Annotated in this window: 12 protein-coding genes; 2 read left to right on the plus strand and 10 right to left on the minus strand. The window is 45.0% G+C overall.

The features are described from left to right. Positions 1–156: 156 nt before the first annotated feature. Genes BU202_RS00425 through miaA form a run of 5 tightly spaced genes read right to left on the minus strand, consistent with a single transcriptional unit; the run spans position 157 to position 4,599 of the window. On the minus strand, positions 157–912 hold the full coding sequence (locus BU202_RS00425; protein ID WP_075103837.1) for an SDR family NAD(P)-dependent oxidoreductase: 756 nt from the start codon (positions 910–912) through the stop codon (positions 157–159). Further along, positions 909–1,838, minus strand: a complete 930-nt coding sequence (gene rnz, locus BU202_RS00430) for a ribonuclease Z (protein ID WP_075103838.1) — start codon at positions 1,836–1,838, stop codon at positions 909–911. The genes BU202_RS00425 and rnz overlap by 4 nt, the downstream gene beginning before the upstream one ends. 10 nt (positions 1,839–1,848) lie before the next feature. Then, on the minus strand, positions 1,849–2,475 hold the full coding sequence (locus BU202_RS00435; RefSeq protein WP_075103839.1) for a cystathionine beta-lyase: 627 nt from the start codon (positions 2,473–2,475) through the stop codon (positions 1,849–1,851). After that, positions 2,462–3,712, minus strand: coding sequence for a GTPase HflX (hflX, locus tag BU202_RS00440; protein ID WP_075103840.1), 1,251 nt, complete (start codon positions 3,710–3,712; stop codon positions 2,462–2,464). The genes BU202_RS00435 and hflX overlap by 14 nt, the downstream gene beginning before the upstream one ends. Next, a complete protein-coding gene (gene miaA / locus BU202_RS00445; protein WP_075103841.1) occupies positions 3,709–4,599 on the minus strand; it encodes a tRNA (adenosine(37)-N6)-dimethylallyltransferase MiaA in 891 nt (296 codons plus the stop codon). The genes hflX and miaA overlap by 4 nt, the downstream gene beginning before the upstream one ends. Before the next feature lie 68 nt (positions 4,600–4,667). Here miaA and BU202_RS00450 point away from each other — a divergent pair, with 68 nt between their 5' ends. Continuing rightward, positions 4,668–4,838, plus strand: coding sequence for a DUF3042 family protein (locus tag BU202_RS00450; protein WP_075098970.1), 171 nt, complete (start codon positions 4,668–4,670; stop codon positions 4,836–4,838). Positions 4,839–5,975: 1,137 nt separating this feature from the next. Here the strand turns inward: BU202_RS00450 and BU202_RS00455 are convergent. Then, complete coding sequence (locus BU202_RS00455; RefSeq protein ID WP_075103842.1) at positions 5,976–7,142, minus strand: MFS transporter; 1,167 nt, start codon at positions 7,140–7,142, stop codon at positions 5,976–5,978. Positions 7,143–7,346: 204 nt separating this feature from the next. On the opposite strand from BU202_RS00455, the gene BU202_RS00460 reads away from it, so the two are divergent. Then, the gene (locus tag BU202_RS00460; RefSeq protein WP_075103843.1) at positions 7,347–8,498 is read left to right on the plus strand and encodes a cobalamin-independent methionine synthase II family protein; all 1,152 of its coding nucleotides are present in this window, start codon (positions 7,347–7,349) and stop codon (positions 8,496–8,498) included. 80 nt (positions 8,499–8,578) lie between these two features. Here BU202_RS00460 and BU202_RS00465 read toward each other — a convergent pair whose 3' ends face one another. The 4 genes from BU202_RS00465 to BU202_RS00480 all read right to left on the minus strand — a co-directional run bounded on the left by BU202_RS00465 (position 8,579) and on the right by BU202_RS00480 (position 12,865). Continuing rightward, positions 8,579–9,940, minus strand: a complete 1,362-nt coding sequence (locus BU202_RS00465; protein WP_075103844.1) for a sensor histidine kinase — start codon at positions 9,938–9,940, stop codon at positions 8,579–8,581. Next, positions 9,940–10,593: a response regulator transcription factor gene (locus BU202_RS00470; protein WP_075103845.1), complete on the minus strand. Its 654-nt coding sequence runs from the start codon at positions 10,591–10,593 to the stop codon at positions 9,940–9,942. Before BU202_RS00470 ends, BU202_RS00465 begins: the two co-directional genes overlap by 1 nt. Before the next feature lie 266 nt (positions 10,594–10,859). Then, the gene (locus tag BU202_RS00475; protein ID WP_075103846.1) at positions 10,860–11,486 is read right to left on the minus strand and encodes an ABC transporter ATP-binding protein; all 627 of its coding nucleotides are present in this window, start codon (positions 11,484–11,486) and stop codon (positions 10,860–10,862) included. An 11-nt stretch (positions 11,487–11,497) separates the two neighbouring features. Further along, positions 11,498–12,865 carry an FtsX-like permease family protein gene (locus BU202_RS00480; RefSeq protein WP_075103847.1) on the minus strand — a complete coding sequence of 456 codons (1,368 nt, stop codon included), beginning with the start codon at positions 12,863–12,865 and terminating at the stop codon, positions 11,498–11,500. Positions 12,866–12,876: the final 11 nt, after the last annotated feature.

A 12,876-nucleotide genomic window follows, 5' to 3' on the forward strand; every position in this document is an offset into this window, starting at 1 on the left:
AAGCCTCTAGGCTTCGTCGTGAGACCCCCACAAAGGCAACTAGATTGTTGTGAAAGCAACAATCAGATGCCTACTGTGACCAATATTTGGTAACTCTAACCCCACCATGATTGTCAGCGAGCTTTTAGCCCGAATTCAATTCATCCATACTATTGATTATTTATAATTAAAAACCGTTCGCGCAAGAAAATCCGCTAAAGTTGGAAACAAAGTATAGCATTTGTAGGCCAAGGCCAAGGTCCAAGGCAGGTTGAGCTCTCGTTTTCTCGTTCCCATCACTCCGACAATCTTTTTAGCCACATCATCAGGCTGCAACAAGAAAGCCTTGACAGAATTCAGATAGGCACCATCTGGGTCAGCCTGGTCAAAGAAAGCTGTCGCAATTGGACCCGGATTGACTGTGGTTACCACGACATTATACGCTGCTAGTTCCAAACGCAGGGCATTTGAAAAACCGATGACCGCAAATTTAGTCGCTGAATAGACCGATGACTTGCTAGAGGCAATCAAACCTGCCATGCTGACGATGTTGATAATTTGCCCTTTTTGTACCTGCTTCATCTGCTCACCGACCAAACGGGACAAGGTCATCAGGGCGAAAGTATTGATTTCAAACATCTCCCGCACTTCCTGACTGAAAAAATCTTCAAAATCCGCAAAGCGACCATAGCCTGCATTATTAACCAAGATATCAATCGTCCCGACACGTTCCTCTAGCTGACCCAGCATTTCTTTTAAGGCCGCTTCATCCCGAATATCGGTATCTAAAATCAGTTTATTGGCATGACCCGCATAGAGACGCTCCAGCTTTGCCTGATCACGCCCCAACAAAACCAGAAAATCATCGGCCAAAAGCGGTACCATCTTTTGCACCAGACCACCTGATGCGCCCGTTATCAAAATCGTTCTCACACTTCAACCTCTTCTAAATCTTTGACAATATGCACATGTTCAAACACCCTGCTTGCGTCTCTCCGAAGCTGGCTCACATCCTTGGACAAAAAGCGCGGACTAATATGGTTGAGCAACAGGCGCTTGACACCCGCATCTTTTGCGACCAGAGCCGCCTCCATATTGGTCGAATGCCCGTGCTTGCGAGCAATGACCTCATCCCCCTTGCCGTAGGTCGCCTCATGCACCAACACATCCGCATTGACCGCAAGCCGCACACTGGCATGGCATTTCCGCGTATCCCCTAAAATGGTCACAATTTTCCCTGGACGTGGCGGTGACACGTAGTCACTGGCAACAATTTCCGTTCCATCTTCCAAGACCACATTTTCCCCATTTTTAATTCGTCCAAAGAGGGGGCCAAATGGTACACCCGCCGCACGAAGCGCTTCTGCATCTAGTGTCCCTTCCAAATCCTTTTGCATGACACGATAGCCGACACAAGGTACCGTATGATCTAACTTGTCTGCAAATACCGTGAATTTGTCTGTCTCTAGTACCTTTTCGACCTCCTCCACCTCAAACTCATGAAAATGAATCCGATACGGTAGCCGCGAACCAGATACTTTCAGACTGGTCAAGACGAACTGACGAATGCCTGTCGGTCCGTAAATGTCAATGTCGGTCTGCTCCTCATTTCCTTGAAAGGAACGGCTGGATAAAAAGCCTGGCAGTCCAAAGATATGATCCCCATGCAGGTGGGTAATGAAAATCTTGCTAATCTTTCGTGGGCGAATACTGGTCTCTAAAATCCGATTCTGCGTTCCCTCTCCACAGTCAAAGAGCCAGACCTCATTGATTTCATCGAGTAATTTCAGTGCCAAACTGGACACATTTCGTGATTTGGAGGGTTGACCCGCTCCAGTTCCTAAAAATTGAATATACATATACTTCTTTCTATTGTTGAATATAGATTATCGCTGTCCGTCCTGACCAAGCGTAGTAGGCTTGACCCTGATAGGCACTTGCAGCCTCTACAACCTCCTCTTGATTCAAGCCCGAAATCCGCACCCAGTCCGCACTTTCAGCCAGTTCGGTCAAGAGAAAATCACTTTCAAGACCTTCAAGACGCTCTTCATCAACCGCTACAGGTCGCATCTGTATCTTCCCATCTGTCACAAAAATCTTATACTGCGGGAAAATCTGTGCAATCTCAAAGAGTAGGGCAGGAGTGATGTCTTCCTCTTTTTCTGCAAAGACACGCGCCAATTCTTCCTCATTTTGATAGGCAAAGCCAAAGGACTTTCCAGATAAATTCAAGCGGACAAAGGGCTTATCTTCTGCAAAGGACGGAGAGTCGCAAAACAGACGGAGCTGGCGTGACAAGTCGAGATAATAAGCCGTCGCAGCCTGCGGACCCTGCTTTTGATAGATTTCTGCAAAATAGGCATTGATGACGGAAGGTGGTGGCGTAATAAAGGCGAGCTTCTGCTCCTCTGTCAAATCAAGCAATTTCCCTGACAGATAGACCTTATCAAGACTGGTGAAGCCACCGTATTTCAAGGCTAAGTCAATATAATCCATCCGAAAACTCCTCTAATTTCCACTTGTGTTCCTTGGCAATATAGCCCTTGATGATTTCGACATCGTCCTCGTAAAACCGCTTGTCAATCAGAGCCACCCGTCCAAGGTCATGAATCTTGTAAGTATCTGCTAAGTGAACTCGAATATCAAAGGGTTCAAACATGGTCTTAATCTTAGCCAAAATCATCATCTGAATATGCGATTTGGCATCCTTGTCTTTTGCAGACAACATGACATGCGGAAATTGACTCGGTGTAAAGCTGTCATCCGTCTTGTCTAATTTATTATAAAGAGCGAGGCGGGGAATGTCCAACATCTCTAACTCTTGTAAAATGCTCAAGACCACTTCTTCCTGTTCTGCGTGATTGGGGTCAGAAGCATCAATCACGTGGAGCAACAAGTCGACATTCATCGATTCTTCTAAGGTCGATTTAAAGGCAGAAATCAACTCTGTCGGCAAGTCTTGGATAAAGCCAACCGTATCGGTCACCGTCACCTGAAAGGTATCAGACAAGTGGACCTGCTTGGTCGTTGCATCCAAGGTCGCAAAGAGTTCATCCGCTTCATACTGGCGCTTGTCGGTCAGGGCATTCAGAATGGTTGACTTACCCGCATTGGTGTAGCCAATCAAGCCGATTTTAAAAATGCCTGACTGGAGCCTACGCTCCCGCACCGTTGCCCGATTTTTCTCCACCACTTTCAACTGACGTTCAATATCTGCAATCTGGTTCCGAATGCTACGACGGTTGAGCTCAAGCTGGCTCTCACCTGGCCCGCGCGAACCAATCCCACCTGCCTGACGGCTAAGCATGATTCCTTGGCCAATCAAGCGGGGCAGCATGTATTTCAACTGCGCCAAATGCACCTGCAATTTGCCCTCATGGCTTCTGGCCCGCATGGCAAAAATATCCAAAATCAACTGCATACGGTCAATGACCTTGACACCTAAAATCTCCTCTAAATTCACATTCTGGCGCGGTGTCAGGCGATTGTTGACCACAACAGTATCAATGTTATCAGCCTCAACCATGAGCTTGATTTCTTCTAATTTACCAGAGCCGACAAAGGTCTTGCTATCATACTTTTCCCGCTTCTGGGTGTAGGTTCCTTTTACCACCGCACCAGCTGTTTGAGCAAGGCTCGCAAGCTCCTCCATGGACATGGCAAAGTTTTCTGTCTGCTGTAGTTCTACCCCAATCAGCAAGACCCGCTCTTCTTCTTTTCTTGTTTCGATCATGATTTATCTCCTAGAAAGTCCGCTACGCGTTGGTTGATTTCATTCTTGACATCTGGTTCCGACACCATGTGAAATGCCACCTGCATGCGGTTGCGAAACCAGGTCAATTGGCGTTTGGCAAAGCGGCGGGTCTGTTGTTTGACCTTTTCAATAGCATCTTCAAGCGCCACTTCACCTGCGAAATAAGGAAAGAACTCCTTGTAGCCAATCCCCAAGCTGGCTTGGACTGTCGGATGATGTTCATAGAGCCATTTGACTTCTTCTAATAAGCCTGCTTCCATCATCTGGTCCACCCGCTGGTTGATTCGTTCATAGAGGACAGCACGGTCATCAGATAGACCAATCACCAAGGCCTCATAGGGTGGTTCTTGATTTTCCAAGTTTTGGTCAAACTGTGCCAGCTCCAACTGCCTCATGGCACGCCGGCGGTTGATTTGAGGAATCTCGATTCCCAGCTCTGCTATTTTCCCAAATAACTCCTCATCTGACAAGGTGTCTAGCTCCTTGCGATAGGCGAGAACCTCTTCATGTGCCACCTGACCGCCCAGATGATAGCCCTCGAGCAGACTTTGAATGTAGAGCCCCGTACCACCCACGATAATCGGCAGCTTGCCCTTGCCTGCTATCTCTTTGATCAAGCGACTAGCCTCTGCTACAAAATCATAGGCCGAATAGCCTTCTGTCACATCACGTACATCAATCAAATGGTGGGGCGCAAGGCTCTGCTCTTCCTTGGTCGCCTTAGCTGTTCCAATATCCAGTTGCCTGTAAACTTGCTGGCTGTCACCACTAATAATCTCACCATTATACTGCCGTGCCAGCTCGATTCCTAGGGCTGTTTTTCCTACCGCAGTAGGCCCCACCACTACTATTATCTTTGTTTTCATCTTTTTCCTTGAAAATTTTTTGTTTTTTCGCTACAATCTATTATAACACAAGTAAAGGAGAAACAACTATGGCTAAAGGTTTTGGAAAAGGTTTCTTGACAGGAGTTGCTAGCACAGTTGCTCTTGCCGCAGGTGCGATTTTTACCATTCATAAAACAATTATCGAACCTGAAGAAAAGAAAGAAGCGTTCATCGAAGAAAATCGGAAAAAAGCAGCACGCCGTCGCGTCGCACATTAAAAAAATACCCCAGTGGGGTATTTTTTCATGAGCTTGAAAACAAGAAAGCGAGTTATGCTCCAGTGGAGCATTTTTTCATGAGCTCAAAAACAAGAAGGCGAGTTATGCTCTAGTGGAGCATTGTTCAGATTGACGAAAAAGTTCTTTTGCAATCCTTTTCTTAGGTGGTGCGGACTGTAGCGACTTCCTGCGGAATTCCATACCTATAGTGAATTGAATAAAGGTTAGGACATCGTTAAGTTGCTTTGATGAACGCCAGTTCTATCTGCAGCTCCTTGCCTTGTCCTATCCCTTTCTCAATCCACTATAAATGTTGAGCCTAAGGTCTCAACATTTCCGAGTAGCGTCATGACTGGTCATGACGCTACTTTTACCACAGCGAAAAAGTCTGATGAGGATCGCTCCGCTCGCGAAAATTGGCAAGTCGAAAGTGATGATGTATCAAAATTCATTCAAATAATCATGATATAAGAGCGTTAAAAAATCGACAGAAAATTAGGGAGGCGGACGAAGAAAGCGTATTTCTAGGACGGCTCGTCTATTTTCCGAGATTTTAGCTCGCATTCAAATAATTAGAACTTGTTTAAATAAATTTTGAGTTTATCTACGTTCTGAAAAATGAACCTGAGACAAAAGTTCCAAGAGGAGGTTACTTACGACCACACTATCTAAGAAAATATCAAAATAGTAATATTTTAAAGGAAAAACGCGTCATCAATCGCAGTTCTCATCAAGCAGACAAAGAAAAGAAAGAGAGTGGGACAGAAATCGATAACTCGTAAGAGTTCGATTAGCCTCACTCCTTTATTTCTAGGTTCGGGCTAGAGGCTGGGACAAAAGTCCTTGCCTCGTTACGTTTCATAGGTTTAACAGGTTGACGCAGTAGTTGTCTGGTTTGTAAAACGTTGATAAATCAACATTCTATTAGAAGAGGCTAGCGAACAATTCTTCGCTAACCTTATTTCCAACCTTCCACAATTCTCGATTGTGGAAGCTAGTCAACTTGCGGATATCAACAGTCAGGGGAGTGACTGTTGATACCCGAGCCTAGAAACTAGAGAGCGAGGACTACAAAATCGATTTCTACGAAATCACGATTTTTGTCCCACTCCCTACTCCCACTCTCTTTTTGTTTGATTACACAATCACATCTTCTTTTTCAATCACGTAAATCGTCACCATCATGGCAAGGGTGACGATGATGAGACTGATGACAAGGGGGAACCAAGAGGCCGCTACAGAATAGCTATAGCCCAAGGCTGCAGGCCCCACCGCCGCAATGAGATAGCCACCTGTCTGCACCATACCAGAAAGGCGAGCTGTTGCCTGACTGTTGCTGGTTTTGAGCGATAGCGACAGCATCATATAAGGGAAGAGGGCGCTGACCGATACTCCTAAGAAGAGATGAATCATCAGCCACATGGTAAAACTAGCTGGTGCAAATAATATCAAGACCAAGCCCAACAAGGTCAAGCACGATAGGCCAATCATCATAATAGCCCGCTGTTCTTTCTTCAGGCGAGAGATGATGCCGGGCGTAATCATGGACATGGGAATACTCACCAAGCTAAAAATCCCTGCTAAAAATCCTGCCTGTGCCTGTTCTAGCCCTGCGGTTTGTGCCATGGTCGGGAGCCAGGTCAGCTCCGTATAAAAGAGCATGGATTGAAGACCACTAAAGACAAGAAAAACCACAGCCGCCTTGTTCTTCCAAAGCGACACCGTTGTCTTCTCCTGCACCTTTTCTTCCACCCGATGACTTTCTTTCATATTGGGGAGCCAGCAGACAAAAGCAAGACCGATGAGCCCCGTCACTAGGAGGATAAAAAATTGCCAAGAAGTCGCAGAGACAATCGGAACTGCTACCATGGAAGCAAGCGTTGATGTAACCCCCATGACTGTTATGTAGAGAGTTGTATACAGACCGATTCGTTGCGGGAAATTCGCTGCTACAATACTAGGCAAGAGTACATTGATGACCGCAATCGTTGCCCCCACCACAATCGTTCCTAGGTATAAAAACGGAAGATTGATAATCCGCAACAGCGAACCAAGCACCATGAGGAACAAGACGCCACCCATTAAGCGCTCCATGCCCAGCATACTTGCCAATTTCGGAGCAAGAGACGAGCAGAGGGCAAACATCAGCAAGGGAATAGAAGTGAGAATTCCCAACTCACTAACCGACACACCCAGGCTACTCGCAATATCGGTTAAAATAGGCGGAATGGCAGTAATGGGCACGCGCATCACCGCGCCCAACATCACGATTCCGAGTGCAATAAAAAAAGTTTGTTTCTTCATGGATACCTCATTCTATTCAATGGGAGTTTTGTCTTTGATGATACTCACGCCATTATATCATAATTCAGGCGAAGAAGATAGCGCTACCAAGACATTTCTCCCTAGGTATAGTTTCTGACTATATCACTTCTTTCAAAATAACTATTTTTCATTTATCGATAAATCCGCTACAATAGGAACATCAACGAGAAATGGAGAACGAATATGACAAGATCACGATTTCAACTAGTAGGTTCCCTCTTACGTCCAGCAGATTTACGGACATACAAGACACAGATTGAACACCGCGATGACATCCGCTATCCTTTTTACCAAGATTTCCCTGGCTACCAAGAAACAGAGACCAAGGACATCAAAACTATCATCGCTGAACAAAAAGAAAAGGGCATTGACATCGTGACGGACGGTGAATATTCCAAATCCATGTGGCACCTTGACTTTGTCTGGGGTCTTAAAGGAATTGAGCGCTACATCGCTGAACATGGTTATACCTTTAAAGACCATGACGGCGGGCATTTTGAGACACGAAAAGACATCGGAATCCGTATCACTGAACCCCTCTCTGGAAAGAACCATCATTTTATCGAGATTTACAAATTGGTTCAAGCAGAGGCAGGTGATACAGCTACCAAATTAACCGTTTGGGGGCCTGCCCATGCCTATACCGAGTTAGCGGTCTTTGATGGCTTGTATGGAGAAGGTCAGGTCTATCCAACAGCCGATGCTTTAAAAGCAGGACTTATCCAAGCCTACAAAGAATTCCTCGAAGACTACAAGGCGGCAGGTGGCAGCATTATCCAATTTGATGACTGTCTCTGGGAATTGTTTGACGAGAACAACCCTGCTAGCTTCTTTGCGGATGGAAATGCTGGTCTGGCTGATTTGGCAGATGCCTTTGTCGCCCTCAATAATGAAGTCGTTGACTTTGCCCATGAGCTTGGTTTGACGGTCTGGACCCACAATTGCCGTGGAAACTACGAAAGTCGCCATGCAGCAGGCGGTACCTATGAAGCCATTGCACAGAAATTCCTGCGTGACCAACACTATGACCGCTTCTTCCTTGAGTGGGATGACGAGCGGGCAGGTGATTTGAAGGCGCTTGAAAGCCTCAAAGATTCCAAGGCTGAAATCGTCTTAGGTCTCCTCTCTAGTAAGACCAATACCCTCGATGACGAAGAGCGTGTCTACCAATTGCTCGAGCAAGCTAGCACCATCATTCCAAAAGAACGCCTCTACCTCTCCCACCAATGTGGCTTTGCCTCATGTGATTCTGGAAATGAACTGTCTGTAGCGGAACAATGGGCCAAAATCAAACAAGGCCAAGAAATTGCTGACAAATTCTGGGCAAATCTATAAGAGTTAAAATAGCACAATCCTGTTTGGAGCCTTGCTCTACAACAAAAGCATAGAAACCTCGTTTCTATGCTTTTTATCATCTAAAAGAAAATACTAAACCGCATCCATCTATCTTCAACCGCTTCAAAACGATAGGTCAGCTGGTGCTGGTCCAAAATCTGCTGGACGATAAAGAGTCCCAAGCCAGTCCCTCCGTCTTTTCTACTACGGCTGTAGTCTGGCCGATAGAATGGTTGGAAAATCTTCTCTACCTGCTCTTTTGTCAACAACTTTTCCGCTTCATTTTCAACAATGAGCTGATGCCCCTCTAGTCGGAGTACAATTGCTCCACCTGCACGGGTATAATGAAAAGCATTATCCAGCAGGTTCTTAATGGCTTTGAGAAGGTAGGTTTGGTTGCCTTCTACATCTAGTGGCTCTAGTTTTACCGAAAAGCGATAGCCCTGAACTTCCGCCAAGGTCTGGTAAAAACCGACCTGTTCCATCAAGGTATCCGACAAGGAAAACTTCTGATTCAAACCATCTGCAACCTGCATTTCTAACTTAGACATGTCTAAAATCGATTGCACCAATTGCGATTGGTGTTCTAAAATGTCACGGCATTTTTTTAAGCATTTCTCACGGTCTTTAAATTCTCCAACGCCATAAATCATCCCATCGACGATGCCCATCATGCCTGCGATGGGGGTTTTTAATTCATGAGAAGTCATCTGTAAAAATTCTGCCTTGCTCCGCTCACTTTCTGCCACTTTCTCATTTTCAAGCCGCAGGGCGGCCATATTGCGCAAGAGACTGTCATACAGCGTGTTGACATCTTGGGCCAAATCTGCAATCTCATCTCGTCCTTCCACCTGACAGGCTACATCGGGTGAGAGGCTGACCATCTTGCGTGTGGTTTCAGAAATCTGCTGGAGACGCTTGGTCGCAACGCGACTATAAATATACGATAGAGCTGTCCCTAAACATAGGAAAAAAATGAGGAAATACGGTGACAGATGAAATAAAATCTGACTTGCATCTGAAATAGGTTGTAAAGAATACTCCCCCTCTAGGGTATAGATTTTCCCATCCTTATCCAAGACGGTCTCGTTCATCTTCTCCCATTCTGTATTTTCTGAAAAAAATGGGTTCTGTTCCAAGGTAATCGGCTGGCCTAGACCCTCGACCTCCACTTTGGGATAGTAGATACTGCCTTCTTTATCAGATAGGCTGAACCACATCCGACTATTTTTTTGGTCGTATCGCTTTAAGAGGACTTCAATATCCGATATGGACTTTCCCTGCAAACTTTTCGATACATAGTCGAATTCCTGTTTGACCTCGGTGATTTTGACAGATTGATAATAAACCGGCATCACAAAATACAAGGTCGTCAGCAAGGCTGTCACGACCAGAAAGATTAAACTACTGGTCCAGAGAAAATGTCGTTTCGCGATTTTCACTATTCATCTCTCCCTAGTTGATAGCCCATCCCTGTAATTGTGACCAAAGGAATTCCTGGAATTTTCTTGCGAATATTTTTGATATGGTTGTCCAAGACCCGCGTATCAAGCTCACTATAACCCCAAATGACGTCCATCAATTGCTCCCGCGTGACTAGATGGTATTTGCGTTTGGCCAAGGTTTCAATCAACTCGTACTCGGTCTTTGTAGGAGACATTTTTTCCCCTTTCCAATAAACCGTACAATCTTCCAAGGAAACGCGGAGTTCGTCTACCACGATTTCAGAATAGGTCGCTGTACGGCGCAAGATGTTCTCAATCCGCTTGACCAAGATGAGCGGTGAAAATGGTTTGGTCACATAATCGCTAATCAAATGGTTAAAGCTGACTAATTGTGTATATTCATCATCCAAAGCTGTCAACATCATGACTGGAACTTGAGAATGAAGTCGGATTTTTTTCAACACATCAAGACCGTTGACTGTCGGTAGCATGATATCCAAAATAATCAAGTCAAAATTGTCTTTCGCGAAGCACTCCAAGGCCTCTCCACCGTCCATGACAGATGTTACTTGATACCCATGTTCTTTTAAAAATTCGCAAATGACTTGGTTGATGGTTACATCATCTTCTACCACTAAAATCTTATACATTATCTTTCTCCTTTTCCTATCTTAATGTCTTCCTGTCTGTTTTTTGAAACAACACCCCTCTTCATTATACACCAGTTTCAGAAAAGTGTCTGTCGACTACTCAAAAAAAACAGATAAAGTACAGATTCCCTGCTTTGCTGATTATCCGAATTTCCGTATAAAATGGTAGCTGAATAGTCTCTCTAGCTTCTATTTATGTATACAGATAGGACTAGCGTTCATCAAAGCGACTGAACGATGTCCTAACCTTGATTCAATTCACTATATTATGACCGAAATTGCCCATTTCTAAGCGTCAACTGGACATCTGCCATACCAGCCAAGGCCTTGCTATGGGTTACCATGATGACGCATTTTCCTTCCTCGTGGGCAATGGTTTTCAGATGCTCGACAATATCCACCGCAATTTCTTCATCCAAATTGCCTGTCGGTTCATCTAGCAGCATGATACTGGCTCCTGACACCAAGGAGCGAGCGATGGCAACCCGCTGTTGTTGTCCACCTGATAGTTGCAAAATGTTGCGATTAATCTGTTCTTGAGATAGGCCTAAATCAAGCAGGACCTTGGGGTCCGCCTTTTTATTGACCAGACGGATATTTTCTAGCGGTGTCAGATAGTCCAGCAAGTTGTAATTTTGAAAGACTAGAGACACATGGTGACGACGATAGGTCTGATAGCCGATTTCTCTCACATCTTTACCGTTTAGTAAGAGTTGGCCGGATGTCGGCTGATCTAGCCCTGCGAGCAGAGATAGCAGGGTGGTTTTTCCTGCGCCTGAATGCCCGACAATGGAATAAAAGGTCCCTTCTTCAAATTGATAATTCAAATTCTGAAAAATCTGCTGTCGGCTCATACCCGCATAGGTATAGGATAAGTCTTTGATTGCTAACATTTTTCCTCTCCTTATGAAATATGGTTTAAAATGTCTTTGGGTTTTGAACGCATAATCGGTACACTTGCGATGAGGATGCCTATCACCATCAAGCCAGTACAAAGAAGCATCATCTTCACCAGCTCTGCTGTAGTCAACTGTACTTGGAAGTGCTTAACGGTTTGCATAATCAAATCCGTCTGACTGTCCGCACCTAGACGATACCCTCCAAGTTGCTTCATAATGTCGCCACGGACTGTTGTTGCGACAGAGTCAACCGTTTGATTGGCAAAGAATTGCCCCAAATTGCGCCCTATGATGCCTGCTACAGCAAGGGCTGGAACAAGCAAGACCAAGTGCTCCACCATGTACTGGGAAACGATGTCGATTTTGGATTTTCCTAGGGATAAGAGTACACCGCTTTCCTGCTTTCGTCCGTGAATGGTAAACACTAACAAAAGAATCAGCAGGACCGCACTCATGATGATGGCAATCACCAAGAGGCGCTTGACTGTTTTTTGGAGCAGAAGAACACTGCGGTTGTAGGATTTAAGAGCTGGATTTTGTTCGGTCAACTGATAATTCTGCCAATTGACACTTCCGACTTGTTGCTTGACCTTGGTGATAAATTCTTTGGTATCCACAGACTTTTTCAAGGTATAGGTGACTTCGCTATAGAGGGTTTCCCCTTCTTTATAGCCAAAGAGTTCACTTGACAAAGAGGTATCAGATAGCAGGGTGTTAGACACTAGTTCAGCACTATAGTATGGCCGATTAAAGGTCTTTCCTTGAAAAATCCCAATGACTTCGGCGCTAATCGGTGTCTTATCTTGACCAATATAACGTAAAGGGTCTCGTCCCAGTGATAAATGGTCGCCCACCTTGAGTTTATTGTACTTGGCAAAATCTTCATGGACAATGACCTTGTGACGGTCCCCGTTTTGAATATGCCGACCGCTCTTTAGCTTCAGCATACCTGTTGCAAAGCGATTATCTTTGTGACTATCTGAAATTCCCTCCACATTCACAACGTTTTCAATCCCCGGTTTACGGTAGTCGCCTTCAACAGTACCAATCGGTACAGGCTTCGCATCTTCTAATCCTGTATAGGAAGAGACAGATGAGACATAGTTCTCGACCTCTGGATAATGGGCGATTTCTTGAATGGCTTTTTCAGATAATTCTCCTGAACCATACCCATCTCCGACAAAGATATGACTAGCCGATAAGGTCACGGTTTGAGCAACATTGCCCTTTTCCACTGCAACCCCTGACATGGAATTGGATAAGGCGAGCACAGCCACTAAAAAACTAGCAACGGTCGCAAATAGTAAAAAGGTCACTACATTTTTCGTTTTTTTGCGTCTTATATAATACATAGCGCGCGTGATAAATGACATAGGGTCTCCTT

Source organism: Streptococcus cuniculi, from assembly GCF_001921845.1.
Classification (GTDB): domain Bacteria; phylum Bacillota; class Bacilli; order Lactobacillales; family Streptococcaceae; genus Streptococcus; species Streptococcus cuniculi.